The 24,725-nt window shown below is 43.5% G+C and carries 29 protein-coding genes; 3 read left to right on the forward strand and 26 right to left on the reverse strand.

All coding sequences use genetic code 11. The features are described from left to right. Positions 1 to 246: 246 nt before the first annotated feature. From B3O12_RS17580 to B3O12_RS17590, 3 genes are all read right to left on the reverse strand, one after another. On the reverse strand, positions 247 to 633 hold the full coding sequence (locus tag B3O12_RS17580) for a VOC family protein (protein WP_286757262.1): 387 nt from the start codon (positions 631 to 633) through the stop codon (positions 247 to 249). A gap of 172 nt (positions 634 to 805) precedes the next feature. After that, positions 806 to 2,191 (reverse strand): TonB family protein, encoded by a 1,386-nt coding sequence (locus tag B3O12_RS17585; protein WP_286757263.1) that lies wholly within the window; start codon positions 2,189 to 2,191, stop codon positions 806 to 808. Next, on the reverse strand, positions 2,166 to 2,744 hold the full coding sequence (locus tag B3O12_RS17590; protein ID WP_348655488.1) for a sigma-70 family RNA polymerase sigma factor: 579 nt from the start codon (positions 2,742 to 2,744) through the stop codon (positions 2,166 to 2,168). Before B3O12_RS17590 ends, B3O12_RS17585 begins: the two co-directional genes overlap by 26 nt. A gap of 91 nt (positions 2,745 to 2,835) precedes the next feature. On the opposite strand from B3O12_RS17590, the gene B3O12_RS17595 reads away from it, so the two are divergent. Beyond that, a complete protein-coding gene (locus B3O12_RS17595) occupies positions 2,836 to 4,743 on the forward strand; it encodes a YfbK domain-containing protein (RefSeq protein ID WP_286757265.1) in 1,908 nt (635 codons plus the stop codon). 138 nt (positions 4,744 to 4,881) lie between these two features. On the opposite strand, the gene B3O12_RS17600 is transcribed toward B3O12_RS17595, so the two are convergent. The 6 genes from B3O12_RS17600 to B3O12_RS17625 all read right to left on the reverse strand — a co-directional run bounded on the left by B3O12_RS17600 (position 4,882) and on the right by B3O12_RS17625 (position 10,364). Then, complete coding sequence (locus tag B3O12_RS17600) at positions 4,882 to 6,495, reverse strand: ABC-F family ATP-binding cassette domain-containing protein (RefSeq protein ID WP_189630762.1); 1,614 nt, start codon at positions 6,493 to 6,495, stop codon at positions 4,882 to 4,884. Positions 6,496 to 6,611: 116 nt separating this feature from the next. Further along, the gene (locus B3O12_RS17605) at positions 6,612 to 7,301 is read right to left on the reverse strand and encodes a DUF2490 domain-containing protein (RefSeq protein WP_189630763.1); all 690 of its coding nucleotides are present in this window, start codon (positions 7,299 to 7,301) and stop codon (positions 6,612 to 6,614) included. After that, complete coding sequence (locus B3O12_RS17610) at positions 7,291 to 7,866, reverse strand: hypothetical protein (protein ID WP_286748328.1); 576 nt, start codon at positions 7,864 to 7,866, stop codon at positions 7,291 to 7,293. Before B3O12_RS17610 ends, B3O12_RS17605 begins: the two co-directional genes overlap by 11 nt. Before the next feature lie 74 nt (positions 7,867 to 7,940). Continuing rightward, positions 7,941 to 8,525, reverse strand: coding sequence for an aspartyl/asparaginyl beta-hydroxylase domain-containing protein (locus B3O12_RS17615; protein WP_189630765.1), 585 nt, complete (start codon positions 8,523 to 8,525; stop codon positions 7,941 to 7,943). A 208-nt stretch (positions 8,526 to 8,733) separates the two neighbouring features. After that, positions 8,734 to 9,783, reverse strand: coding sequence for an acyltransferase family protein (locus tag B3O12_RS17620; protein WP_286757266.1), 1,050 nt, complete (start codon positions 9,781 to 9,783; stop codon positions 8,734 to 8,736). A 14-nt stretch (positions 9,784 to 9,797) separates the two neighbouring features. Further along, positions 9,798 to 10,364 (reverse strand): ankyrin repeat domain-containing protein, encoded by a 567-nt coding sequence (locus tag B3O12_RS17625; RefSeq protein WP_286757267.1) that lies wholly within the window; start codon positions 10,362 to 10,364, stop codon positions 9,798 to 9,800. A 243-nt stretch (positions 10,365 to 10,607) separates the two neighbouring features. Between B3O12_RS17625 and B3O12_RS17630 the strand changes: the two genes are divergently transcribed. Continuing rightward, complete coding sequence (locus B3O12_RS17630; protein ID WP_286757268.1) at positions 10,608 to 12,668, forward strand: helix-turn-helix domain-containing protein; 2,061 nt, start codon at positions 10,608 to 10,610, stop codon at positions 12,666 to 12,668. A 1-nt stretch (position 12,669) separates the two neighbouring features. Here the strand turns inward: B3O12_RS17630 and B3O12_RS17635 are convergent, their stop codons facing one another. From B3O12_RS17635 to B3O12_RS17645, 3 genes are all read right to left on the reverse strand, one after another. Then, the gene (locus tag B3O12_RS17635) at positions 12,670 to 13,077 is read right to left on the reverse strand and encodes a TIGR03067 domain-containing protein (RefSeq protein WP_286757269.1); all 408 of its coding nucleotides are present in this window, start codon (positions 13,075 to 13,077) and stop codon (positions 12,670 to 12,672) included. A 95-nt stretch (positions 13,078 to 13,172) separates the two neighbouring features. After that, positions 13,173 to 13,538, reverse strand: coding sequence for a DUF4260 domain-containing protein (locus B3O12_RS17640; protein WP_189630770.1), 366 nt, complete (start codon positions 13,536 to 13,538; stop codon positions 13,173 to 13,175). Between the two features lie 2 nt (positions 13,539 to 13,540). Further along, a complete protein-coding gene (locus tag B3O12_RS17645; protein WP_286757271.1) occupies positions 13,541 to 14,320 on the reverse strand; it encodes a glycerophosphodiester phosphodiesterase in 780 nt (259 codons plus the stop codon). A gap of 254 nt (positions 14,321 to 14,574) precedes the next feature. Here B3O12_RS17645 and B3O12_RS17650 point away from each other — a divergent pair, with 254 nt between their 5' ends. Next, on the forward strand, positions 14,575 to 14,958 hold the full coding sequence (locus tag B3O12_RS17650) for a fibronectin type III domain-containing protein (protein ID WP_286747565.1): 384 nt from the start codon (positions 14,575 to 14,577) through the stop codon (positions 14,956 to 14,958). Positions 14,959 to 15,055: 97 nt separating this feature from the next. On the opposite strand, the gene B3O12_RS17655 is transcribed toward B3O12_RS17650, so the two are convergent. The 14 genes from B3O12_RS17655 to B3O12_RS17725 all read right to left on the reverse strand — a co-directional run bounded on the left by B3O12_RS17655 (position 15,056) and on the right by B3O12_RS17725 (position 24,693). Continuing rightward, positions 15,056 to 15,415, reverse strand: coding sequence for a DUF2200 domain-containing protein (locus B3O12_RS17655; protein WP_286757272.1), 360 nt, complete (start codon positions 15,413 to 15,415; stop codon positions 15,056 to 15,058). An 11-nt stretch (positions 15,416 to 15,426) separates the two neighbouring features. Then, complete coding sequence (locus tag B3O12_RS17660) at positions 15,427 to 15,708, reverse strand: hypothetical protein (RefSeq protein WP_189630774.1); 282 nt, start codon at positions 15,706 to 15,708, stop codon at positions 15,427 to 15,429. A gap of 65 nt (positions 15,709 to 15,773) precedes the next feature. Next, entirely contained in the window at positions 15,774 to 16,022 is a 249-nt protein-coding gene (locus tag B3O12_RS17665) for a hypothetical protein (RefSeq protein WP_286757273.1), read from the reverse strand. Between the two features lie 12 nt (positions 16,023 to 16,034). Further along, positions 16,035 to 16,466 carry a serine hydrolase domain-containing protein gene (locus B3O12_RS17670; protein WP_348655491.1) on the reverse strand — a complete coding sequence of 144 codons (432 nt, stop codon included), beginning with the start codon at positions 16,464 to 16,466 and terminating at the stop codon, positions 16,035 to 16,037. Positions 16,467 to 16,559: 93 nt separating this feature from the next. Further along, the gene (locus B3O12_RS17680) at positions 16,560 to 16,823 is read right to left on the reverse strand and encodes a hypothetical protein (RefSeq protein ID WP_286757274.1); all 264 of its coding nucleotides are present in this window, start codon (positions 16,821 to 16,823) and stop codon (positions 16,560 to 16,562) included. A 16-nt stretch (positions 16,824 to 16,839) separates the two neighbouring features. Continuing rightward, a complete protein-coding gene (locus B3O12_RS17685) occupies positions 16,840 to 17,223 on the reverse strand; it encodes a VOC family protein (protein WP_286747564.1) in 384 nt (127 codons plus the stop codon). A gap of 178 nt (positions 17,224 to 17,401) precedes the next feature. Then, on the reverse strand, positions 17,402 to 18,202 hold the full coding sequence (gene bla, locus B3O12_RS17690) for a subclass B1 metallo-beta-lactamase (RefSeq protein ID WP_286757276.1): 801 nt from the start codon (positions 18,200 to 18,202) through the stop codon (positions 17,402 to 17,404). A gap of 189 nt (positions 18,203 to 18,391) precedes the next feature. After that, on the reverse strand, positions 18,392 to 18,898 hold the full coding sequence (locus B3O12_RS17695) for a lactoylglutathione lyase family protein (RefSeq protein WP_189630777.1): 507 nt from the start codon (positions 18,896 to 18,898) through the stop codon (positions 18,392 to 18,394). A gap of 139 nt (positions 18,899 to 19,037) precedes the next feature. After that, positions 19,038 to 19,685, reverse strand: a complete 648-nt coding sequence (locus B3O12_RS17700; protein ID WP_348655489.1) for a YdeI/OmpD-associated family protein — start codon at positions 19,683 to 19,685, stop codon at positions 19,038 to 19,040. Between the two features lie 91 nt (positions 19,686 to 19,776). After that, complete coding sequence (gene cysM / locus B3O12_RS17705) at positions 19,777 to 20,655, reverse strand: cysteine synthase CysM (RefSeq protein WP_286747562.1); 879 nt, start codon at positions 20,653 to 20,655, stop codon at positions 19,777 to 19,779. After that, positions 20,652 to 21,488, reverse strand: a complete 837-nt coding sequence (gene epsC / locus B3O12_RS17710; protein ID WP_189630779.1) for a serine O-acetyltransferase EpsC — start codon at positions 21,486 to 21,488, stop codon at positions 20,652 to 20,654. The genes cysM and epsC overlap by 4 nt, the downstream gene beginning before the upstream one ends. Positions 21,489 to 21,568: 80 nt before the next feature. Next, positions 21,569 to 21,802 (reverse strand): hypothetical protein, encoded by a 234-nt coding sequence (locus tag B3O12_RS17715; protein WP_189630780.1) that lies wholly within the window; start codon positions 21,800 to 21,802, stop codon positions 21,569 to 21,571. A 107-nt stretch (positions 21,803 to 21,909) separates the two neighbouring features. After that, the gene (locus B3O12_RS17720; RefSeq protein ID WP_189630781.1) at positions 21,910 to 22,827 is read right to left on the reverse strand and encodes an adenylate/guanylate cyclase domain-containing protein; all 918 of its coding nucleotides are present in this window, start codon (positions 22,825 to 22,827) and stop codon (positions 21,910 to 21,912) included. Between the two features lie 3 nt (positions 22,828 to 22,830). Next, positions 22,831 to 24,693: an ABC-F family ATP-binding cassette domain-containing protein gene (locus B3O12_RS17725; RefSeq protein ID WP_286757277.1), complete on the reverse strand. Its 1,863-nt coding sequence runs from the start codon at positions 24,691 to 24,693 to the stop codon at positions 22,831 to 22,833. Between the last annotated feature and the right edge of the window lie 32 nt (positions 24,694 to 24,725).

Here is a 24,725-nt window from a genome sequence, read left to right on the forward strand (position 1 = left end):
TTCGTACATCGAACTCAGGTTAATGTTTAAAGATAATGAGTTTGTTCGTTTGACTACTAAGAATGGTCTGGCGACTGGATAATCTGCCTCACTTTCACTGCGGGGCGCAAAATAAACATAGTGGATTTTGCAACGCGGCAATTCGCGAGTTATTCGCTCCAGCCTTGTAAACAGGCAAATGGCCATATGACAAATTTGACGGTGTTAAAGTTTTCCCTTGCACCGGCTGTGCTGTAGACATAAGGTTTAAACCTCATAAAGTTCCAGAGGTAAACCATCTGGGTCGGTAAAAAAAGTGAATCTTTTGCCTGTGTATTCATCGGTACGGATTGGCTCGGTAATTACTCCTTTCAATTTTAAGCTATCAACAGCTTCTTCAATGTTCTCAACTTCAAATGCCAGGTGTCTGAGTCCTTGAGCCTCCGGTCTGGATGGTCTTGCCGGAGGGTTGGGAAAGGAGAATAATTCAATGATGTATTCACCGTTTAGGGCAAGGTCGAGTTTGTAAGATTGTCTTTCTTCACGATAGACTTCTCTTATAATTTGCAGGCCTAGTATCTCGGTATAGAATTGCTTCGACTTTGAGTAGTTGCTGCAGATGATGGCTATATGATGGACTTTCTTAAGTTTCAAAACACGTAATATTTACACATTCAAAAGTAGTGAATCGAAAACATGTTGGTTGGGCTGTCTGGCTTTTTTGTCCCGAGCTTAACCCATTGGCAGGAAGGCTAAACTTACCTGCCTGATTGTTCGAGGCTACAGAAGGAAAAGGATTGGTAGAACTCCAACATTGAACCAAAACCTAGTTCGGTCTAAACCGAATTCTTAGAGTCACCTTAGAGCTTTCAGGAACTTCATTAACCCCAACTAATTTAGGCTGCCATTGAGGGCCTTCTTTGATGAGTCTTATGGCTTCCTCATCGCAACCGTGGCCAAGACCTTTAAGGGTCTTAAAGTTACTCAGGCCTCCATCGGCTTCTACGGTAAACTCCACTGTTACTACTCCCTTTATGTTTTGATTCCTGGCAGCTTGAGGGTATCGGATGTTTTCTTTAAGGTAGCGATTGAATTTAGGGTACCCTATTTCTGGTTGAGGGGCCTTAAACCTGATAGTAACCGGGGCCACTTCATCACCTTCGCTCACGCCCGTGACGATAATCTCCCCTAATGCATTTACATCGGGCTGTAGTTTCACATTGAGAGAGTCTCTGTTTCCGGGCACAAGGCTGGTTGTAAGGTATCCTAAAAAGCGAAACTCTAACTCTGAAAGTCTGGGAATATTATTCAATTGAAACAGTCCATCGGTATTGGTTGTAGTGCCTCTCGTTGTTCCTTTAATCACCACTAGTACACCGGGTAGAGGAAGTTGATCTTCGGCATCCACCACTCTGCCTTTGAGGGTGGTTATATTGGCTGGATTATCTTCTGCAGGAGCTATAAACCCTTGTTTGGACCGGGCATCTTGGATAACAACACCAGCCACCCGACCCGATAGTTGTTGGGTGATTTGCTCCATTTCCTGAGTGGTTTCCAAACGACCAATTACTTTGTCCATAGGAATAATAAGCTGAGAGTCTACCGCGCTAAATACCATTGACTCCAGAGCAAGTTGCTTAGAGGAAGCATCGATGCGAGCAATTTCTGTTTGAGTTCTCTCCTGTTTAGGCTCGATATTCAGTTCCAGTTGGCCCTCTAATTTTTCATCGACCTCCGATTTTGGGGAGTCAATAGTCTTCTTTTGTTTTATGGAGTTTGTCTCGGATTTCGTACCCTGCTCAAGAACCGGCTCCCGAGCCTGGGGCTTGGTCAGTGTGTCTTCTTTTTCAGGAGACTGTAGTTCACTTAGGTCGCGTTTGGGTAGTGGCCTGTTTTCTCGCAGAATAAAAAGGGTGCCAACAATAACTACTAAAATGAGTGCCGCTGCAAGCCCTCTCCAAATAGTCCAGAAACCAGCAGGCCTATCTTCTTCAGCCAGGAGTTCATCCAATCTATTGTCCAACTCATTGAGATCGGCATCGAGCATTTCATCGGTGAATTCATCTAGTCCTTCAAGTGCCTCATTATAAAGTGGGTTTTCGAGCATAAGTCGTTCCACCTCATGTTGTTCTTCACGGGTTAGTTCACCATTTCTGTAAGCTTTGATTAGCTCAGGCGTTAAGTGTTCAATATGTCTGTTCTTCTTGCTCACGCAGTTTTTCTATACATATTTTCAAATTCCTTCTTCCATTCTGAAGATAGCTTTTCACTTTCTTCAACTCAAAACCTGTGGCTTCACAAACCTCCTGATAGGTTTTCTTCTCCAGGTAGAAAAGCTTGATGCAGATATTTTGTTCCTCATTTAGTCCTTCAATACAGGTTTCCATTTTACCAAGGTCTTCCTCTAAGTCGGTTTCATTATTATGATGCGCAGCCAGTTGATATTCCATAAGCTCGACTCCATTAATTTCCGGACTCTTCTTTCTTAGAAGCATTAGGCACTCATTGCGCGTAAGCACATATAGCCAGCTTTTAAAATTCTGAACTTCCTTCTCCTTCAGCTCCCTCATCAACTTTTCAAAAACCTGCATGGCCATGTCTTTAGCAGCCTCTCTATCCTTCAGGTAATTCATGCAAGTACCATAAACCAGTGGCATATATCGCTTGAAGAGAATCCCTAATACAGATTTTTCTCCAGTCGATTGATAAGATTCAATCAATTGAATGTCAGTTAGTTGTTCTGTATTTGAATTCCCTCGGATCAAGCGTTGTAAAAGTTTTTTCAGGTCTGTTTATGGAATCGATCGAGTTCTGGCATCCTGTCTTTAAAGATTATAAAACTAAAATCGATATACCATGAAACAGGTCCTAATAATCATGATGACTTTATTGGTTGGATTCCATAAACCAGTAGAAGAAAAATTTTCAATCACCATTAGTGGTCAAGTAACAGGAGCTGATGATGGGTTACCATTACCTCAGGTGACAGTGCTATTAAAGGGCACAAGGAACGGTGTTGCTACAGACTTAAATGGCAAGTACGAACTAGAAGTTCCTAATGAAAAGTCAGTCTTGGTTTTTCGCTATTTAGGTTATGTTTCTCAGGAAGTTCAGGTGGGTAAAAGGAAGGTTGTAAATATTCAAATGCAACCAGATGCAACTGCCTTGGAACAAGTTGTGGTTACAGGGATTGGTGTAAAAAGACTATTTGGGAGGAGGTCTAAGGCCGATACTTCACCGGCCAATGTCCAATATGATATGAAGGTCAGCCAGGCACTTAAAGGCAAAGTAGCAGGATTGAGGGCTCAAACAACTTATTTTCCAAATTATGAACCCAACACAGAATCATACAGCGAAATCAACGAAAACGGGTTCAAATCGCCATTTAAGGATCCATTTAGTACTTTTTCAATCGATGTAGATGCGGCTTCATATAGTAACGTGAGACGGTTCATCACTCAAGGACAATTGCCGCCAAAGGATGCTGTAAAAATTGAAGAAATGATCAATTACTTCGATTATACCTACAATCAGCCTACGGGTCAACATCCTTTTCATGTGCAGCACGAGGTGGGTAGAGCTCCGTGGAACCGAGATCACTATTTGGTTCATATCGGTATTCAGGGGCAAAAGATAGAAATGGACCAATTACCGCCTTCTAATATTGTGTTCTTGCTCGATGTATCGGGCTCTATGGAAAGCAAAAACAAGCTGCCGTTGCTCAAAAAGTCGCTTAAGTTGTTGGTCGATGAATTGAGACCAGAAGACCGGGTTTCCATTGTGGTGTATGCCGGAGCCGCTGGAGAGGTGCTGCCCTCTACTTCTGGAGACAAAAAACGAGAGATTTTAAAAGCACTGGAAAACCTTCGGGCCGGTGGTTCGACAGCTGGTGGAGCCGGTATTCACCTGGCTTATACGATTGCCCAAGAGAATTTCATTAAAGGCGGTAATAATAGAATCATCCTGGCCACAGATGGAGATTTTAATGTCGGGGCTTCAAGCGATAAAGCCATGGAAGACCTAATCGAAGAAAAGAGAAAAAGTGGTGTATTTCTTACTGTTCTAGGTTTTGGAATGGGCAATTATCAGGATTCTAAAATGGAGATTTTGGCCGATAAGGGGAACGGCAACCATGCCTACATCGATAATATTCTAGAAGCCAAGAAGGTATTGGTCAATGAGTTTGGTGGAACATTGTTCACCATTGCTAAGGATGTGAAACTACAGGTTGAATTCAATCCTGGTACCGTTCAGGCTTATCGATTGATTGGTTATGAGAATAGACTTTTGGCCGATGAAGATTTCAATGACGATAAGAAAGATGCGGGTGAACTGGGGGCTGGTCATACTGTTACAGCTCTTTATGAAGTAATTCCGGTTGGGGTTAAAAGCAGTTTTAAACCTATTGATGATCTGAAGTATCAGCCCAATCACAAGCCGGAAGGAGCAATTAACACCACAGACTTAATGACAGTAAAGTTACGCTATAAACAACCCGATGAAGATCGCTCTGTTTATTTAGATACGGTTATTCCAAACGAGGTGAAACCTATTCGAGGTATGAGCCATAATTTCAATTGGTCTGCCGCAGTGGCATCATTCGGAATGCTGCTTCGCGAATCCGATTATCTCAATGGCTACACCTATCATGAGGCTTTGGAGTTGGCCAGACTGAGTAAAGGCTACGATGAAAATGGCTATAGAGCAGAAATGATTCGGTTAATGGAAGCGGCCGAACTCATGAAGCGTTCGGAAGAAGAGTAGCATATTCATAAAACAGAGGCTATCTCAAAAGCTTCAAAACCTGTCATCTGGGCTTGTCTACCGGCAGGTAGGCAAGCTCAGGGTGACGTTCACCTGGCTCTTGAGGTAGCCTCTTTTATCATCAGGCTTGCTTGGTGCCTAGTAAATCTTTTCTCGTTGTGCCATCCACTCCTCGTTTTCAATGTAGTCATCGTAAGTGCTCAGCTTGTCGAGGTAGCCTTTTGGTCCTATTTCCAAAATTCTATTGGCCACAGTTTGGGTAAACTCATGATCGTGAGAAGTGAAGAGCACCGTACCAGGAAAGTCTTTCAGTGCATTGTTAAATGCCTGAATAGACTCCAGGTCCAGGTGGTTGGTAGGTTCATCTATAATGAGCAGGTTGCCTTGGGCCAGCATCATCCGAGAAATCATACAACGAACCTTTTCACCTCCAGAAAGCACATTAGCTTTTTTGAAAACTTCTTCGCCCGAGAAGAGCATTTTGCCCAGGAAACCACGTATGAATACCTCGTCTTTTTCGCCCTCAGAAAACTGCCTTAACCAGTCTATGAGGTTCTCGTTGGTATTAAAATATTTTGAATTGTCGTTGGGTAAGTAGGCCGTAGTAATTGTTTGACCGAATTTGAACTCACCCGAATCGGCCTTTTCTTCACCCATTAATATTTTAAAGAAGGTAGTTGTTGCCACACTGTCTTTGCTCAGCACGGCTATTTTATCGCCACGGTTCACAAACAGATCGAGCCCTGAGAAAAGAGGTTTTTCTTCGTTGGCTTTCGAAAGGTTTTTGATTTCCAAAATCTGATCACCGGCAGGGCGGCTTTGCTGAAATATAATGGCCGGATACCTGCGGGTAGAAGGCTGAATGTCTTCCACATTAATTTTGTCCAGGAGCTTTCTTCTGCTGGTGGCTTGTTTAGACTTAGAGGCATTGGCCGAGAAGCGAGCAATAAACTCCTGAAGCTCTTTCTTTTTCTCTTCAGCTTTTTTGTTGGCCGCTGAACGCTGCTGAAGGGCCAACTGGCTAGACTGGTACCAGAAAGAGTAGTTTCCGGTGTAGAGCTTCACCTGGCTGTAATCGATATCTACAATATTGGTACAGATGGTATCTAAAAAGTGACGGTCGTGCGATACCACAATCACCGTGTTTTTAAAGTCGAGTAAGAAATCTTCCAGCCAGCTAATGGTTTGGAGATCCAGGTCGTTGGTTGGCTCATCCAGAATAAGAATGTCGGGGTTGCCAAATAGGGCTTGAGCCAATAGTACTCTCACTTTTTGACTACCGTTCAGATCTTTCATCAGGCTATAGTGCAAGTCCTCCGTAATGCCCAGTCCGCTCAAAAGGGCAGCCGCATCAGACTCCGCATTCCACCCGTCCATCTCAGCAAACTGTGCTTCCAGTTCAGAAGCTTTAATGCCGTCTTCCTCGCTGAAGTCGGGTTTCATATATATAGCGTCTTTCTCTTTCATAATGCCCCATAGCACGGAGTGGCCCATCATTACGGTATCGAGCACAGTGTTTTCGTCAAACTCAAAGTGGTTCTGTTTCAATACGGCCATTCGTTTGCCAGGTTCAATGGTCACAGACCCGGAGTTGGGGTCTATATCGCCCGATAAAATCTTTAGAAAGGTAGATTTTCCGGCTCCGTTGGCACCAATAACACCGTAGCAGTTGTTGCCACTGAATTTTATGTTTACTTCATCAAAAAGGACTCTTTTACCAAAAGCAAGGGATACGTTTTGTACAGAGATCATAGTAGGCTATCAATTTCAGGCCGCAAAGGTAGGGCTTTTAAAGCCGCGCAAAAAGGAAAGCACAAATAGTTTGAACTATGTGGCTGATAATTAATAAGAAAGATGTGTTGGTTAGATTATAGGTTAAAAAACCAATTGAGGCTTAACCAATAGCTATGCCGGGTTGGGGCTATGAGAATGGACTGGTTGCGGTAGTCCAGGCCTACTTCTACCTTATGAGTATTGCTCATAAAATACCCTAAAAAGGGCCCAAAGCGATATTCGGTGAGTGGTGCGTTGCCTCGTTGCCAGGTTTGAATGAGTTCATTGTTCACTTTAACATAAAACTCACCGGGATCCGCTTTCTCTCCGTCTAGCGGAAACTCCATGCTCATGCGGTAGCGAAGCCTAAACACAGCGGGCTCTTCCGGGGCAAAGGTTTGATCGCTTACCAACCGATGGCCCAGATTAAAGTTGCGCAGCCGGCTAATAAACGAGAACTGTTGAATGATTCGGTGGATGCGTTCTCCCTGACGAAGACGAAGCAGGTAGCCGAGATTGATTTTTTCAGATAAACCTACTTTTCGTGAACCAATCAGAGTGAAATCGGTAAGCAAATGTTCATGCATTCGTATGGGATCGGTATGAACAAACCCGGCCCGAAACTGCTCGCGGGTTTCTACCTTCAGGTTAAGAGCATACAGCTCGTTGATACTTCTATTGAGATTAATGGCCGGCAAAATACCGCTCTGAAAGCTATTTTGTGCGCAAAGTGTGGTGCCAAATAAAAGGCCGGCCAGCAAACCAATGTACTGTCTAATACTCAAGGTGCTCGCTGTTTCGGGTGATAATCTGGTTTAGCGACAATAGCTCTCCCTGAGCTGAAAAAGTGAACTCCCATAGCTTAGGAAGCTTACCTTTCTTTCCTTTAACTACAATTTCAAAGGCATGTGGGACACTTAGCAAAGGCATTTTTTTCTGAATCAGAGTGGCAAGGGAGGTGCTTTGATATTGTACCTGTACTTTTCTGATTTTATAGCGACCAAACTGACGTTCGAATTCCTCCAGAATACGATTTCGGGTGGCCTTGTTCAATTCTTCCATGCGTATAGTTACTTCAATGTCTTGCAGGCTTCCATCTTCAGAAAACTCAACACTAAACCAACGTTTGTCATGTTTGAACTTAGCCTCTAGAGAAGTGCTGCTTAGCCCTTCCTCAAAATACCATTGTGCTTTTTCAACCCCTCCGGTTGTCAGGTATGTAAGGGCTTGCGGTGGAACTTCTTCCGGTTTAATACGCGATTCTCTTTCCAGTTTTTGAGCATAGAGCAGAGTAGGTAGGGCTAGTCCTACAATCGCCAGATTGAGTCTTAATAAGTTCTTACAAAGCATATGCAAAAGTATCGGGCTCCGCTAGCATATACACTCAAGGAAGTCATTTTGTTTATTCGCCCTTGGCTCACAGGCTAGCTACCCTTAATCAACGATTGTACCCAATCGTTAGGGATCATGTCTATGGTAAGATTAATACGGTCTTCGGTACTGTTGTTTATCACGCGGTGTGGGTCGGTTAGTCTCATATACCAACATTCACCCGGTTTCATAGGTACAATTTCGTTATTGAGATAAAATTCTACACCTGGCGCGTTAATAATAGGGATGGTGAGCCGAATGACCGATTTCGGGATTTCCAGACCCAGAGTGGGGTCGGTATGTTCCTTAACAATGTTACCGGCTGCCAAACGAAGCACACGCACTAAGGTAACTTTGGTGTGTTGCTTAAACATATCGACCACTTCGGTCAGGTAAGGCGAAGATTTCAACTCTTGGGTGTCTAGCCAATCGGTCCACGAACCATCGGCATAATCTTCGGTAGATGGAGGTGTAGGTAAACTGGGGTCCACAAAATGGGCTGGCGAGCGAAGCGGTATCACATTGTAGTAAATGAAGTTATTCATTGGCATTTGATACACCTCATCGATAATACGCTGCACATCAAATTGAAAGGGAAGTTTTACTCTGTCGCCAATAGACTGTGTGTGGTTGCTCATTTTAAGACTCCTTATTGTTACATGCTAAGTTAAGGGCATTGCATCTAATATGCCATAGCCAATTGCCGATTACCCTCAAATTAAAATAGGCTAGTAACTAGAGCGGTTGGGTGCCTTTTTGCAAAGCAAAGAAGGAGACCATCCCAGGGGCAGCCGTTACGCGGTTTTAACGCACTCTGCTCTTGTGGACGGTCTCTTTAATTGGGAATTATTTATCGAGCTTTTTTAATCCGAACAACGGCCGAATAAAACTTACACGCTTAATGGGCCACTCATAAAGAGCATAGCAAGCCACAAAAGTAAGTACTACCACAGCTACAAACTCCAACCATACCGGCCAAGCCAAAGGAAAAATGAGGTAGGAGAAAAAGTATAGAGCTGCCATATGAATGATATAGATTGGATAGGCAGCGGCACTGAGATAACTGAGTAATCGGCTGGGGCGGTTGAGGTATTTGTGGGCAAAACCAAATGCTGTAAGTATCCAGGCCACAGACTCGATAGCCATGATTTCATTTGGACCCACCAACTCGTAATGGAGCAACCGAACAGCGTAGAGTATTAAAGCCACGGTGAACAGTACCCATCGCCATTTTAGAGTATTTTGCCAGAACCTACTGCCGCTGTATACACAGAGAAAGCCCAGTAAGAAAGCCACCATACCCAGAAAGAAACCGTGCCAGGTAAGGGCATACATTTCGAAAGGCGAAGGTTGAACAAGCAGAACTTCTGCTTCAAAAAGCAAGGCTATTATTAAAAATCCTGCCGGGCTGCTAAAGAGTTTCCTTATAATATTGGCAAATGAAGTTTCAGGCCTGTTTTTGAGCCAATAAAAGAGCGGAATAAAAAGCAGAACATAAGCAAAAATATTACCCAGAAACCACAAGTGGGCCGGAGAGGGTCTGTATGAAAAAGGCAGGCCGTAATGCTTTAATAGAATGGCCACGTGTATAGGTACAATGACCAGAGCACCAAACCCGTAAGGCATAAGAATTCGTGTAGCCCTTTCACCCAGTAGCTGTTTCCAGTTGCGTTTTTGCAGGGCAAAAAATACGCCCATTCCGGAAACAAAAAAGAGAAGCGGAATACGCCAAACGTTCAACATGCCCATAGGAATCCAAAGGCTTGGAATGGGTTCGTCATTAGCTATAAAGCCGATTAGCGAACCCCAGGGCTGAAAACCAATGGCAATATGATATATCAGCAGCATGGCAATGGCAATTACCCTAAGCCAATCTATGTCGTACCTTCTTTCCATCTATCGAGCCGATTTTATTGTAAAAGTTTGGCAATTTCTGGACGGGCAGCTTCTATTCGCTTTAGGTCTAATGTAAGCCCCATGGGTTTTAACTGACCCCCAATTAGTTCATACATTGGCTTTAACTCCGAGAACGGTGCTTGTACAGACTCCAGGGCAGTAGCTCCAAATGCATTTTTTATGGCCTTATCTGCTCCGGCTTCCAGGAGTAGCTTTACCTGTTCTATACGACCAAAAAAAGCGGCTGTAAGCAATGCGGTAGATCCTTCCTTGTTTTTAATGTTCAGGTCGGCTTTGGCTTCAATAAGGAGTTTTGCAATATCGTCATGCCCAAATACTGCGGCTAGAATAAGAGGAGTAGACCCGCCAAAAGGGTCTTTAGCATTCAGGTTGGTACCGGCCGCAATATGCTGTTTTACCACATCGGCTTGTCCTGAGATAACGGCATCGTGTATGCTTTGAGTAGGAGCTTTTGTTGAGGCGGCATCTTGATTGTTTGCCTGGCCGGAACAACCCATGCCTAGTAGAAGCAGGGCTAGAAAAAAGGCTGTGGGTTGTAGAATTAAGAGTGTTCTTTTCATACGTTTTAGATTCGTTTGTTTCTTCATTGTTTTTGATGACACAAAGTTGAAAAGAACAATTGCCGGGCAGTTAGCAGTAATCAGGCCAATACTATTAAGTTTCAATCATGGACTAAAACTATGATGCAACCCTATAAATTATGACGCATAACTTTCGATTTGGGCTTGTGAAGCTGGTTTTTTCGGGTTTGTTACTCTGCCATTTATTTTCCTCCTTTGTACAATATTAGGCCTTACTTTTTCATGCAAGAATTGCCCCCTTTCGAACGAAATTTTCTGGACAAACTCAGGGAGGTTATACAACAGCAAATGGCCCACGAGCAATTTGGTGTTTCAGAACTGGCCGAAGAGGTAGGTATGAGCCGTTCTAACCTGCTGAGAAGGGTAAAGAAAATTACCGGGCAGTCGGTGAGCCAGTTTATTCGCGAGGTTAGGCTGGAGAAAGCCATGGAACTGCTTAAAACAGGGGCACTGAATGTTTCGGAAGTTTCTGAACAGGTAGGGTTTGCCAGTGCTTCTTATTTCGTGAAGTGCTTTAGAGAACAGTATGGATACCCCCCGGGAGAGGTAAGCAAACGTATGGAAACTGTCGCTCATGAGGTTCCACCCGCGCCAGCTTCCGGCATAAGGGTCCCACTTTTAATTGTAGCCGGTATTTTCATACTACTGCTTGTCGTGTTTTTGCTAAGTAGGCCCGACCGCGAAAATGAGATTTTAGAGGAAAAGTCTATTGCTGTGTTGCCATTCATTAACGATAGCAGCGATTCTTCCAATGTTTACCTCATCAACGGTCTCATGGAGTCTACGCTCATTAATTTGCAGAAAATTGCCGACCTGCGGGTAATTAGCCGAACCTCTACTGAGAAGTACAGAAATTCGACTAAAACCATTCCTGAAATGGCTAAGGAGCTCAATGTGAAATATTTTGTGGAGGGCAGCGGACAAAAAATTGGCGACCGGATACTGCTGAATATTCAGCTAATTGAAGCTGCCACCGACAAGCACCTTTGGGCGCGGCAGTATGAACGCAACACTAGCGATATTTTTAAACTACAGCAAGAGATTGCACAAAACATTGCCGGAGAGGTGCAGGCCATTATTACCCCCAAAGAACAGGCACAAATTGAGAAAATACCTACCGATAACCTGGAGGCTTATGACCAGTTTTTAAAAGGAAGGGACTTGTTGGTGATAGGCGATGATGAGAAGACCATGCGGTCATTGCCATACTTTAAAAAAGCGACCGAGCTAGACCCCGGATTTGCTCATGCCTATGCTGCTTTGACAGTGGCCTATTACTACCTCGATATTTTTCAGGCCGATAAGAAGTTTGCAAAAGAAATACACCAAAGTGCTGACAAAGCTATGCTGAATGACCCTAAGCTGCCGGAAAGCCTGATAGCCAAAGCGCTTACTTTTATGTATGACGAAGATTATAGCTCTGTGGCTCCTTACCTGGAAAAGGCACTTGAATATAATCCCAATTCTACCGATGTAATTAACTTGCTTTCAGATCTTTATGCCAACTATACTCCCAATACCGCCAAGTATCTGGAATATGCCCTGAGAGGAGAACAGTTGGCTGCAACGTCTACCGATTCCATGACCCGAAGTTTCTTGTATTTGCATCTTTCCAATGCGCTAATTCAAACAGGCTTTGTGGAAGAAGCTTTGTACTATGTGAATAAATCCATTGACTATGAGAAGGACAATGGGTTTTCTAACTTATTGAAATCCTTTGTGTTATATGCTAAGGAAAAGGATATGAATCGGTTGAAAGATCGGCTGATAGTGGAGTGGAAGAAGGACTCTAGCCGGCTGGATATTTTGCAGGAGGTTGGGAAGGTATGCTACTTTATGCGCGACTACGAAGAGGCTTACTACTATTATTCTATTTTTCTGGATATGCGTGAGCAAATGAAACTTGACATTTACCGATATGAGCATGGAAAGATAGCTGTAGTGCTGGAGGCCATGGGTAAGAACAAGGAGGCTGAAGCCCTTAATAAAGATTTTCTGGACTATATGCAGCAAGATCAGTCCATTTATAAGGAATTAAGTTTGGCGGTTTATTACGCTCACCAGGGAGACATACAAAAGGCATTAAAGCAGTTGAGGTTATTCTCGGAGAAAGAGAATTTCCAATATTGGCTTATACTCTTTGATGACGATCCTCAAATGGATGCTTTGAACGATGTGCCTGAGGCCCGAAAGCTGTGGTCAATTATTGAAGATAGGTTCTGGAAGCAACACCAAAACATACGGTCGCGGCTTAGCGCCCAGGGTTTGCTCATTACCGACTAACTTATTCGATGCGTTTAAAAACTACCAGATAATACAGCGGCTGCCCTTCTGTAGAAAAGGCTTTGGGATAGCTGTCGCCCTGTAGGTTGTAGCACACCGTTAGGCTGTCGCTGGTTTGTTTATAAATGGCCTTGAAATGCTTTCCTTTATTAGGGCCTTCCTGACCATAAATATCCATTTTATGCTCATTAAAGTGAATTATGCCTTTGTCTATGCTTTCTGCATGCATGGTATACAAGCTATCGGTTATCACCAGTTTTTGATTGCTATTGGCTGCCAGAGGTAGCGGAGTGCCACCAAGGTTCTGACTGACGGGTTTCCATGTGCCATTGATTGGAAAATTCTCAGGAGCAGGCCTACAAGAAATAATAAACAGGGTAATGACTAAGTGGCTTAAAAAGTAACGCATAGTTCACAGGATCAACACTGTGAATGTAAGCATTATGGGCGAGAGCTCTCAGGTTATTAACGCCTCTGCCCATTTTATACCACTAAATCGGAGGCTTAGCTTTCCGCCTTAGATCCGGGCAACCACCCCAAATGCGTATGCTTAAAGTGATCGGGGTATTTCAGTCCATAACCAAAAATACGATCAAGGCTTGCATGCCCAAATAGAATAATACCACTCAATTCTAGCCATGAGTTACTGAACAACCAGCCCAAGCAAAGCACCATAATAGCAAGTCCTTTATGGTGGAATAAGTTATATGTTAGCGCACCTGTTTTGGTGTTTAGGGCATATCCTATCATGCCAATATCGGGAGTGAGAATGAGCACTAAATACCACCACCAGTCAAAATTGGTCAGGCTGAATAAATAGATGGAGAAGCCAAACATAGCTGCCTCTTCCAGTTTAATAATGTGCTTCATAGTCAGTGGTTTAAGAGTTTTACAGCCCTTTCTGGGTAGTTAGAAATTATTCCATCAATTCCCAGATCAATCAAAGTCTTCATCGTTTCTTCATCGTCCACCGTATATCGCCATACTTGGATACCCATGGCGTGTGCCTCTTTAATAAATGCTTCAGTTAGGTGAGTGCCACCGCCAACTCCAATATAGCCCGCTTTGATTACCTTGGCGTAGTCCAGGGTAAACTGATCTGCCGTCCCTGTGAGGTAGAGAATTGGAATATCAGCATTCAGCTTTCTTATTTTAGCCAGTACCTGATAGTGAAAAGAGAATATAATCACCTGATCTGTCATTTTTAGCTCAGCAATGGTGCGCAATACCTCTTCTTCGGCACCATAGGCCTTAATTTCTACACAAACTTTTATTCTGTCTTTGGCTAGTTTAAGAGCCTCCCGCAAGCTGGGAATTGGCTCTTCAGCGAACCTGTCGCCAAACTTTTCGGAGTAACCTACCTTTACCTTTTGCAGCTCGGCAAAGGTCATATCAGCCACCTTTCCCTTCTTGTCATTAGAAGAAGTTCTGTCTACTGAACTGTCGTGAATGACCACCACGGAATCGTCTTTGGTAATGTGTACATCCAGCTCAAAGAATTCAATTCCTTGGTCAATAGCTTGTTGAAAGGCCGATAAGGTGTTTTCTGGGGCTATACCGGAAGAGCCGCGATGAGCAATTACTTTAGTTTGAGCAGTAGAGAGGCTGCATAAGCAGCTCACAAAAAGCATGGTAAGTACATAGGAACGCATAAGTAAAAAGTCATTAGGGTTAAAAATAGTCAGACCTTACGGTTTATGGAGCCTGGCTTTTTCAAGGAATTGTTAAGAAAGTGAAAAATAAGGCAGTTTTCGACCTGATGAAAATACAGAATAACGCGGCCGGAAATAGAATAATATGTGTCTCAAACTATAAATTTTTTCTTCATAGAAGCTTACAACCGGGCCCCTGAATGGAGGGTCAAGGGGCTATCAATATGTAAAAACAAATTTTTAGCAAAATGAGAATGTTAGAAAAAAGTAGTGGACTTATGAGAATGCTGGTAGTGGCATTTTTGTTCACCGGTTTGGTTATGTCTTGCGATAAAGACGATGATCCAAAACCATCGCTGAGCGCACCTGCTGTTAACGCAGCAACTGATATCACAGCGAACTCTTTTAAGATTAGCTGGGCTCAGGTAACCGGTGCTGATAAATACCTGGTGGACGTTTCTACGAATGCCAACTTCAGCAGCACGCTCAATAATTACTCTAAGAAGGAGGTTACTACTACCAATCTTGTGGTTACTGGGTTGAACGCCAAAACCAAATACTACTTCCGTGTGTATGCCAAGAAGGGAACGACTACCTCTGCGGCTTCTGGAGTAAAAGATGCTACCACCGCGGAATAGAATACTTTATCGGCTTAGCCGGTGCTACTGGTCTGATCGCTATGAGCGGTCAGACTGGTTTAATCTCAAAAAACTTACGAACCAAAACCACGATAGACTATACGCTTCGCAATATCTTTTCCATTTTTCTACCCTTGGCCAACTCATCTACCAGTTTATCGAGATACCTTACCTTTTGGGTCAATGGGTTTTCGATATCTTCTACCCGATAGCCACAGATGACTCCGGTAATGAGCTTTGCATTGGGGTTAAGGCTGGCTTGGTCAAAAAACGATTGGAAGGTGGCTTTTTCATCGATCAGACTTTGGAGCTTTTTGGAATCAAAACCGGTGAGCCACTCAATGACCTGATGAAGTTCTTCGGTTGTCCGACCTTTCTTTTCTACTTTGGTTACATAGTGCGGGTATACTGAAGCAAAACTCATGGCGGCTATTCTTTCATCTTGTTTGCTGTTCATAGTATTGGGGTTTAGTGGCGATTTCGAATTGCCGATTCAAGTTCGTTTAATTCTTTTCTTAACTGGTTCTTCCTACGCTGATGGTCATTGGCTACATCCGCATAAGACTGCATTTCCTTATTGAGTCTTTTTATTGTAGCTCTATTTAGCAATATGCCGAGAAAAGATTTTGAAAGCCTGTCTACTTCTTGCACCAAAGGTCTGAATTTTTCTACATACCTATATTCTTCCTGATGCTCATATTCAATCTGCTTTTTTAGCTCTTCAATTCTGGCTGCTTCAAATGCGTTCATGGGGCTGGATTGGATGGGTTCTGTATTCAAGTTCCTAAAAAAGTGCAGAACATGCAAAGGGAGTGTCATGGAACATGTAGAGTGTTGTGGTTTCTTAAAATCCTGACTAGGCGCTTGTGCATAATTTCTGAAAAACTCCAGGCTTTGCCTCCGCTGGTGTTCGTGAACTGAATGACAACAGCATCTATATCTGCATAATAGCGATCCAAACTCTGGTAGCCCGGCAAAAGTCCGGTATGCTCAAAACTATACAGCCCGGCATAGATTGATTGCTCCTTGTTATTGACTAAACTACCATTGCGCAGTGCCCTCAAAGACAGACCAACCTATTGAGCTGTAGCGACCATAGAAGCACCCGGTTCAATAAAATCATTGCCTTTTACATCATGAGGCCAGCCTACGACATACCCGCTCACCCGTTCGGGATTGGCTTGGCTAAGCAGGCTAAAAGTGCTTTTGAGTTGAAGTGGATGCAATATGGCTTCTTCGATATACTGGTGATGACTGTAGCCCAACGTATTGTCCAGAATATGGCCAAGAAGCAGGTAGTTAGTATTGGAGTATTCATAGCGCAGGCCGGGTTCAAAACGTGCCGGTTTGTTTAGTTCAAGTTCTAGCGTTTTCTCATTGTTCTTAAAAGGCTTGTCCCACCGAAAATCCGGAGAGTCTGTAAAAGTAGGTATGCCACTGCGGTGCTGTATGAGTTGTTCAAGCGTAATTCGATCGGCATTTTCTACTTTTCCACGGAGTTCAGGCAGGTTTGAACCAAAGGTTTCTTGGAATCTAACTGCCCTTTACCAATGAGCTTGGTAGCTGCTGCGGCAATATATAGTTTACTAATGCTGGCTCTTTTAAAAAGAGCATCGGGCTGAGCAGGTACTTTTTATTTCTCTGTTGTGCCAACCGGCAGCGTGGAGTTTAGGGGGCTTTCCTGCTTCATCAATGTACACTATAATACCGCTAAGAGCATATTCTTCAACCCGATTTACCTGCTCTTGCACGCTATCAGGCATGGGCCGAATTGAAACCCAGAGCAGCCGCCAGGGTACAAAGAATAGTGAAATGGCGGTGGCTCCGAGCACTAGTATGGTCAGCAGTAGTTTTTTAGGCAACATCAGTCAGGCTGTGATATCAGGGAGCCTTAGTGGGGGAGGAAATGTCTACCAGAGTGCCATTCGGGTCCTTTAGTAAAAAGCGCCTTTGTCCGTAAAAAGTATTTTCCGGCTCACTGAGTACTTCAAAGCCTTGTGACTTAGCTTTTTCAAAAACTATGTCGGCATTTTCGACCACAAAGGTGAGGTAAAAGCCTTGTGGTTTTTGCTGAAATGCTTCCGGAACCAAATCATAGGTTCGATCAATAATACCGAGTTCCAGTTGGCGGTCTTTGGAGATCAAATGAACAAACCAGTCACTGTCATAATCGACTGCGAAATCGAGCAGGCTGGTATAAAAATCTCTGCTTGCAGAAAGGTTATCGGAGCAGATGTTGGTGATCATTCGTTGAATGGTATGCATAAGATAGGTATGGTTTATTGTTACAAGTAAATAGAAAGAATGTATTCAGGTAGCTAATCAAAAGAATATAATTGAAATGTGCTTAATGTTTCTGAGTCATTGAGTCTATTCAACCGGACTTGGCTGAGCAAATCGCCACTCAGATACCGGCTGTCTCAATGGCCGATGATAGCTTCTTCTACTGATTATTTGTCTCGAACAATTGTATGGTATAATCTAAAAGAGCTGTATTACCGGTTTTTCCATGGCCCGGAACAATCAGGTCAGCTTCGGGAAATTTGCGTTTTACCTTGGCCACAGTCGCTGGCCATTGTTGAACGTTGGCATCTTCTAAATTACCCTTACCGGCCCCAACTGATTTAATTAAACAGCCACCAAAAAGAACGTGATCTAAAGGGAAGTAGCCTACTAGATTGTCTTGGGTGTGGCCTTCGCCCAAAAAGTGCACGACAACTGCTTGGTTTCCTAATTTCAAGTTCAGACTATCATTAAAAGCATTGACGGGCGTTTTGAAATTATAGTTGTTGTCAGTCAATAGTTTTATCGTTCGAGTGCCGACAAATGCAGGAATGCCTTGGGTGTCAAATTCATTAATTCCACCGATGCAGTCTTCATGGAAGTGTGTGGGGATTAACGCAGTGATCTTGCTTTTTAATTCTGAACGGATAAAAATGATGAGTTCTTTAGCGCTTTCTGAGTGGGTTGGTGTGTCGAATACAATACTTTCACCCTCATTTATAACAAACATGCCATTGCAGGGTACCTTACCGAAAGTATCGGTGTCTAAGTAGGAAATATGCTGATATGTATGGTCAGTTAACTTAATAATGGTAAGTGCTTGGCTTTGATAAACAACGGAGTCGGCTTTTGCTGCTTCTGTTTTTTGTTCTTCCGCTTGTTGGTGGTTTTTAGTCTTTGTTTGGTTGCAGGAAAATAGAGCCGGGCAAAGAAGGGTTAAAAATAGGAGAGCGTTCTTCATTTGGTGAGTTAGGACTTTGTTAAGATAAGCTTACTTCAATATAGTGTGCTTCTGTGGGTTGTAGGGCTTTTTTCTTGCTTAACTATTGAAAGAAAGTAGGGGTGGATTCCATTGGGTTGTGAAGATGTTCGGATAGCACTACCCGTAAAAAAGAGAAGGCCTCACTTTTAGTGAAGCCTTAAGAAGCGGTTAGTCTTGATATGCCCCCGAAGAATAGGTGAGCTCGTAACTGTGAGAATATATTTCGAATACCACACCAAAAGGGTCTTCTACATAAACCATTTTATACGGTTTTTCATTGGGGTAATATTCACGAATTGGCATTCTCTGCTTACCACCACGTTCTATAATTTTTTGAGTTAGGCCTTCAATGTCCGGATCTTGTACACAGAAGTGAAAAAGACCAGTGTTGAACGGATTGAATTCTGGCTTCTCTTTAACTCCATGAGGGAATGAGAATAGCTCTATACCAATTCCATCTGATGTGGACATGTGGGCGATTTCAAACTCTTCCCAATCTTCGCCAAACACATCGATGCACATTTGACCGATGGCTGTTTCTTTCTCTTTTTTGATTTTAGAGGGAGGCATAATCACATACCAGCCCATCACCTCTTCATAAAATTCAACGGCTTTTTTTAGGTCAGGCACGGTGATACCTATGTGCGAAAATGATCTTGGATAACTCTTATTCATGTTTTTGCTTTGTCTAATTATCAGGTGCCATTAACACATGAGTGTGTGGACTTAGTTCCTGTTTTTAACGCCAGTTGTTGACTTAAAAAGAGCTTGTTTTGAGGATGAAATTCAAGTGATGTTGGTTGTGGTGAACCAATTACCTGAACTGTTTTGGTTTCAGGCTTTTATGGGCACTCTCTACGATTTCTGCAATTCGTTTTGCTCTTGTTTTCGGCCGTTTAGCAAAGGTTACCCAATGCAGTAGTAGTTTTTTAGTCGAATTGCTGAGCCTGTTAAAAAATGCAAGTGCCTCTTTGCAGCCTGCTAAAGCCTCGGTTAAGTCGTTCGGAACAATTAGTGCCTCTACATCATCCAATGCGTTCCAGGAACCATTTTCTTTAGCTGTTGCTATGCTCTTTAGGCCAGCCTCGGTCATAAGGTTGTTTTCAATGAGCCGGGCCACTTTCTCTTTGTTTATTTTAGACCATATGCTGTTGGGCTTTCGCTTACAGAAATATTGCATGTAGCTTTCTTTGTCGATGGCTTTCTTTGTGCTATCAATCCAGCCAAAGCAAAGTGCTTCGTCTACGGCCTCACTCCAACTTAGAGTAGGCTTGTTACTGGAAGTCTTATAATAAACTAACCAGATAGACTGGGTTGAATCATGGTGCTTACTTAGCCAGTTCCTCCAATCTGTTTTGCTTTTAGGGTAGTATGTTGTCAGCACTTTTTCGGGCATGGCTGTTCTGTTTACCATAAAATTAGAGATGTCAGGTGACAACCCTATGTCAGCAGTGAGCAGCATGCCTGCGGTTATTTGGTGTGGATTACAACCCTACAGTAATTACAGGCTCAATGCAATCGATGAGGCTTAGGGACAATGTTTGTTTTCAGGCTTACCCAAATAAGTCACTACTTAAGTATCTGTCTCCCCGGTCGCAGACAATGTGGACGATAACCCCTTCTTCAATTTCTTCGGCAAGCTTTAGCGCTGCATGTAATGCACCGCCAGAGCTCATGCCTGCCAAAATTCCTTCTTCTTTAGCCATTCTTCGCGTCATTATGGTGGCTTCTTCCTGACTTACATCTATTATTCTATCAACCCTGTGTGGATCGAATATTTTAGGAAGAAATTCAGGAGACCATCTGCGGATTCCGGGGATGCTGGAACCATCCGTTGGTTGAGTGCCTACTATCTGCACATGTGGATTTTGTTCCTTTAGATAGCGCGATACTCCCATAATAGTGCCGGTAGTGCCCATGGCAGAAACAAAGTGGGTGATTTTCCCCTGGGTGTCCTTCCATATTTCAGGCCCTGTAGTTTTATAATGTTGTCCGTAATTATCGGGGTTGGCAAACTGATTGAGCATGTAATAGCCCTCTTTTTCGGCCTTTTGCTGCGCCAGTGTACGGGAATACTCTATGGTTTGAGCGGCAGGCGTAAGTATTACCTCAGCACCATAGGCCTGCATACTTAAAACTCGTTCGCGCGTGGAGTTATCAGGCATCACCAGAGTTATGTGCACACCCATAATGCTGGCAATCATGGCCAAGGCTATGCCTGTATTGCCACTAGTGGCTTCAATTAATCGGTCGCCCTTTTTTATTTCACCGCGGTCTAGCGCCCCTTTTATCATGCCATAAGCAGCTCTGTCTTTTACACTTCCCCCGGGGTTGTTGCCTTCCAGTTTACCGTAGATTTTCACTTTCGGATTGGTATGTAGGCGTTGGTATTCTACCAAGGGTGTATTACCAATTAATTGCTCAATGGTCATGCGCTTTGTCCTTTAAAAATAATTGTGTCTTTCTTTCCGTTGGAGTGGCTCATTTGGGCCTGGTAATAAACCTTAGAGCCGGAAGGCACACTGTGGGTAAGCCACACATTGCCTCCAATTACCGAGCTATGGCCTATATCGGTGTTTCCACCTAAAATAGTAGCTCCTGCATAAATGACTACATGGTCGCCAATGGTAGGATGGCGTTTCGTTTGTACATCACGCTTCTCTACACTCAAAGCCCCCAGGGTTACTCCCTGATAAATTTTAACATGGTCGCCAATGTGAGTGGTTTCGCCAATCACAACCCCGGTGCCATGGTCTATACAAAAGAAATGGCCTATGGTTGCGCCAGGGTGAATATCGATGCCCGTTCGGCTATGTGCATACTCCGAAATTATACGAGGTATGAGCTCAACCTTTAGCTGATACAGCGAATGGGCAATGCGATGAGCCGCAATGGCCATGAAACCCGGATAAGTTCTTACTACTTCGGTTCGGCTTTTAGCGGCCGGATCGCCTTCAAAAATAGCCGTTATGTCTTCTTCCAGCATGGCGTGAATGGCCGGTAATTCATCAAAAAACCGATCGGTTACATGGTCCGGTTCCATATCCGATTTAATGGGGTTTCGGGAAAGAATTTGATTGAGTTGCAATCGTAATTTTTCCAGATGTAATTCAAATTCTTTCTGAGTGCTAAACTGCTGCCGCGAAAAGTCAGGGAATAGGGTGCCGAGAAGGTCGTTGAACCAGTTGGCAACCATTTCGGGCGATGGGCAGCTGGGGCAGGCTTGTTGCCGCACATAAAGTTTATTGATGAATTCCTGATGCATGTTGAAGTAAGTAATAATTGACTAAAAGAGTTCAAGCTTTGAGGCTGTAGACGTATGCTGGCCTATGAGGTTGTATAAATTCAGGAGAATCGCCTTTTATTTCCTTTCATAAACTTTCTTTTCTCTCTGCGTTGGTTGTTGTTAATCATGAAAAAAAGTAAGGGGCCAATAAGGAAGGCCATGAACAGTGGGAGTTGTAAAATACGGTTTTGATTGTTCTTCCGGTTGCTGCGCTGTTTCATGTAATAGATGAAACTCATGGCATATACGACCATTAGAAACCCAAAAAGAATAAGAAACAACGTTGAGTTCATGGTGTACTAAAATAGCTTTAAGTAACGAATCTCGTTCGATTAATTGAATAGCGCAAGTAGAGAGGCTTGAAGAGTTTTGCCTTCGCGGCCCAACTCTAAGGGGAAGACTAGTCTAAAAAGTGTTGGTCTAGTGAGTAGACTTTTTGGATCCCGCTTTTACCCTTGGCGTTTATTTCGAAACTCTGACAAACCGAACATTTGTGTTGTAGTTTTTTGTAGAGAGCTTCTGATACTAAAAACCGAGTATTGAGTGTTTTATTGGCTTGTTCTATTCGGCTGGCCAAGTTTACGGTATCTCCAATGGCAGCTTCCTTCTGCATGCCTTCAATGCCTATGGTTCCCCAAATGATTTTACCGGTGTGTGCTCCCAGCCGGATTTTAAAGTCACTGTCAATAATATCGTGTACGGCATGGTCGAACTTATCGATGGCTGTTTTCAGTTCGAATCCGGCTTTAATGAGGTTTTCGGAGTGTTTCGGATCATCGTCTAACCCAAAGATGGCCAAAAAACCATCTCCGTAGTAATCAATTATTCGCCCTCCATATTTTTTTACAACCGTGCCGGCTATATGAAAGTAGCGGTTGAGAATATGCACTACATCGTAAGCCGGAGTTTTTTCCGAAAAAGCAGTGTAGTCGGCAATATCTACAAAGAGTATGGATGCGTCTTTTTCAATTCCCAGGCTTCTGGGCGAAAGGGTGCTACCATGATCCAGGATAATGGTTTCATCGATTTCATCAAGTACGAGTCTTCTCATCTTTACATCCCCATTAATTTTAGTCTGACACGCCAGCCTTACCTCAGGCAGTAGTCCTAATTGTTGAGCAAGAGACGATTCTTCTTCATTTCGGGGACAAAGGTTTTCCAAACCTTCCTCGATATAGACACGGCAGGTAGAACATTGGGCAAAGCCTCCACAAGCGTGGGTGTGCGGTATGCCCGCAGCCAGTGTGTTTTCCAGTATCGTTTTTTCGGTATTTGCTACTAAACTTACCTTGTCGTTGGTCAATTCTATTACTGCCATGCACTACGTCAATTCGGAGAGCTCCAGCCAGCGCAATTCTTTTTGGTCGAGTTCATCAGAAACTGTCTGAAGGCGCTTGGCCAGTTCCGACAACTCTTCATGATCAGTTACCTGATTCATTTCATCGATTAATCGGCTTTTCTCCTGTTCCAGATCGGCTATCTGTTGCTCCAACTGGCTAAACTCTCGTTGCTCCTTAAATGAAAGCTTTTTCCGTTCATTTGGTTCCTTGGTCTTTTCCTTTTTTTGTTCTATAGGTTTGGCCACCTGGGGGCTTTCTGCTGCCTGCATACGGTAGTCAGTATAGTTGCCGGGAAAGTCTCTTATTTGTCCTTGACCATCGAACACAAACAGGTGGTTAACAAGTTTATCCATAAAGTAGCGATCGTGCGAGATGATAATGAGGCTGCCTTCAAAGTTCTCCAGGTAATTTTCTAAAGTGCCCAGCGTAATCAAGTCCAGATCGTTGGTGGGTTCATCGAGCACCAGAAAGTTTGGGCTTTTTAATAGAACCTGCAGAAGTTGCAGCCTGCGTTTTTCACCACCGCTTAATTTGCCAATGGGTTTGTACTGAACCTCCGGAGGAAACAGAAAACGGGTGAGGAACTGCGAAACAGGTATGCTTCGGCCTTTGCCAACTTCAATCACTTCAGCGATTTCTTTGGCAAAATCTATTACGGTTTGTTGCGGGTCGAACTGATCTTCTACCTGTCGGTAGTAGCCAAATTTGGTGGTTGGGCCAAGTTCAATATAACCCGAATTGGGTGCCAACTCTTGTGTAATCAGCCTTATGAAAGTGGTTTTTCCACTGCCATTAGGACCTACTATTCCTATTCTGTCTTGCCTCTGAAAGGTATAGGAGAAGTCACTGATTAATTGTCGGTCTCCAAAACCATGGCTCAATTTCTCTATTTCCAATACCTTTTTGCCCTGTCGGGCTGTATTGGCCTGAAGGTTTAGCTCATTTGTTTTTTGAGCGCTAAAGGCTTTTTCTTTGGTTTCCTGAAAGGCATCTACCCTGTATTTTGCTTTGGTACCTCTGGCCTGTGGTTGTCTTCTAATCCACTCCAGTTCTTTTCTGTAAAGGTTTCGGGCTTTGTCTATGGAAGCACTTTCATTGGCTTCTCGTTCGGCTTTTTTCTCCAGAAAATAGGCATAGTTACCTTGATAGGTAAATGCTTTTCCGGCTTCCAGTTCAATAATGTTATCGGTTACCTGCTCCAGAAAGTAGCGGTCGTGAGTTACTAAAATTAACGCCATGTTGGCTACGGCCAAGTACTTCTCCAACCATTCAATGGTATCTATATCGAGATGGTTGGTGGGCTCATCGAGAATCAGTAGGTCGGGCTTTTGAATAAGCACCGAGGCAAGGGCTATTCGCTTTTGTTGCCCGCCAGAAAGTAATGCAACCTCTTCTTCTAGATTGTGGATGCCGAGCTTCCCCAGTATTTGTTTGGCCTGGCTCTCCAGATCCCATAGGTTTTGGGCATCTATTTGTTCTATAAGTTGCTGTACTTCACCGTGGTTTTCATGTCCGGCAGCCGATCGCACCAGGGCTCGCTCATATTGCTTAAGCAAAGCATGTTCCGGGTTGTTGCTATCAAAAACGGCATCGAGTACTTTTTGTCCGGCATAAAACTGCGGATTCTGCAATAGATGCTTTACCACAATATCGTTTTTAAAGACCACTTCGCCACTATCGGGAGTTTCCATTCCGGTAATCACTTTTAGCAGCGTAGATTTTCCCGAACCATTCACTCCAACCAGAGCCACTTTTTGGCCCTGTGCAATCCCAAAAGTAATGTGGTCGAGTATAAGCCGGTCGCCAAAAGACTTGGTGAGCTTTTCTACAGAAAGGTAATTCATAGTTCACAAAGCTACTACTGTAAGTGGTTTTG

It is taken from the genome of Roseivirga sp. UBA838 (genome assembly GCF_002296035.1).
GTDB lineage: Bacteria > Bacteroidota > Bacteroidia > Cytophagales > Cyclobacteriaceae > Roseivirga > Roseivirga thermotolerans.

Coding starts and splice junctions, on each gene's coding strand:
- B3O12_RS17625 (WP_286757267.1), bottom strand. CDS start 10,364: ATGAAAAGAACACTCTTAATTCTACAACCCACAGCCTTTTTTCTAGCC.
- B3O12_RS17655 (WP_286757272.1), bottom strand. CDS start 15,415: ATGAACAGCAAACAAGATGAAAGAATAGCCGCCATGAGTTTTGCTTCA.
- epsC (WP_189630779.1), bottom strand. CDS start 21,488: ATGCATCAGGAATTCATCAATAAACTTTATGTGCGGCAACAAGCCTGC.
- B3O12_RS17685 (WP_286747564.1), bottom strand. CDS start 17,223: ATGCATACCATTCAACGAATGATCACCAACATCTGCTCCGATAACCTT.
- B3O12_RS17660 (WP_189630774.1), bottom strand. CDS start 15,708: ATGAACGCATTTGAAGCAGCCAGAATTGAAGAGCTAAAAAAGCAGATT.
- B3O12_RS17650 (WP_286747565.1), top strand. CDS start 14,575: ATGTTAGAAAAAAGTAGTGGACTTATGAGAATGCTGGTAGTGGCATTT.
- B3O12_RS17695 (WP_189630777.1), bottom strand. CDS start 18,898: ATGAATAAGAGTTATCCAAGATCATTTTCGCACATAGGTATCACCGTG.
- B3O12_RS17600 (WP_189630762.1), bottom strand. CDS start 6,495: ATGATCTCTGTACAAAACGTATCCCTTGCTTTTGGTAAAAGAGTCCTT.
- B3O12_RS17630 (WP_286757268.1), top strand. CDS start 10,608: ATGCAAGAATTGCCCCCTTTCGAACGAAATTTTCTGGACAAACTCAGG.
- B3O12_RS17720 (WP_189630781.1), bottom strand. CDS start 22,827: ATGGCAGTAATAGAATTGACCAACGACAAGGTAAGTTTAGTAGCAAAT.
- B3O12_RS17715 (WP_189630780.1), bottom strand. CDS start 21,802: ATGAACTCAACGTTGTTTCTTATTCTTTTTGGGTTTCTAATGGTCGTA.
- B3O12_RS17595 (WP_286757265.1), top strand. CDS start 2,836: ATGAAACAGGTCCTAATAATCATGATGACTTTATTGGTTGGATTCCAT.
- B3O12_RS17620 (WP_286757266.1), bottom strand. CDS start 9,783: ATGGAAAGAAGGTACGACATAGATTGGCTTAGGGTAATTGCCATTGCC.
- B3O12_RS17635 (WP_286757269.1), bottom strand. CDS start 13,077: ATGCGTTACTTTTTAAGCCACTTAGTCATTACCCTGTTTATTATTTCT.
- cysM (WP_286747562.1), bottom strand. CDS start 20,655: ATGACCATTGAGCAATTAATTGGTAATACACCCTTGGTAGAATACCAA.
- B3O12_RS17680 (WP_286757274.1), bottom strand. CDS start 16,823: ATGTTGCCTAAAAAACTACTGCTGACCATACTAGTGCTCGGAGCCACC.
- B3O12_RS17725 (WP_286757277.1), bottom strand. CDS start 24,693: ATGAATTACCTTTCTGTAGAAAAGCTCACCAAGTCTTTTGGCGACCGG.
- bla (WP_286757276.1), bottom strand. CDS start 18,202: ATGAAGAACGCTCTCCTATTTTTAACCCTTCTTTGCCCGGCTCTATTT.
- B3O12_RS17610 (WP_286748328.1), bottom strand. CDS start 7,866: ATGCTTTGTAAGAACTTATTAAGACTCAATCTGGCGATTGTAGGACTA.
- B3O12_RS17615 (WP_189630765.1), bottom strand. CDS start 8,525: ATGAGCAACCACACACAGTCTATTGGCGACAGAGTAAAACTTCCCTTT.
- B3O12_RS17645 (WP_286757271.1), bottom strand. CDS start 14,320: ATGCGTTCCTATGTACTTACCATGCTTTTTGTGAGCTGCTTATGCAGC.
- B3O12_RS17640 (WP_189630770.1), bottom strand. CDS start 13,538: ATGAAGCACATTATTAAACTGGAAGAGGCAGCTATGTTTGGCTTCTCC.
- B3O12_RS17700 (WP_348655489.1), bottom strand. CDS start 19,685: ATGCTGCTCACTGCTGACATAGGGTTGTCACCTGACATCTCTAATTTT.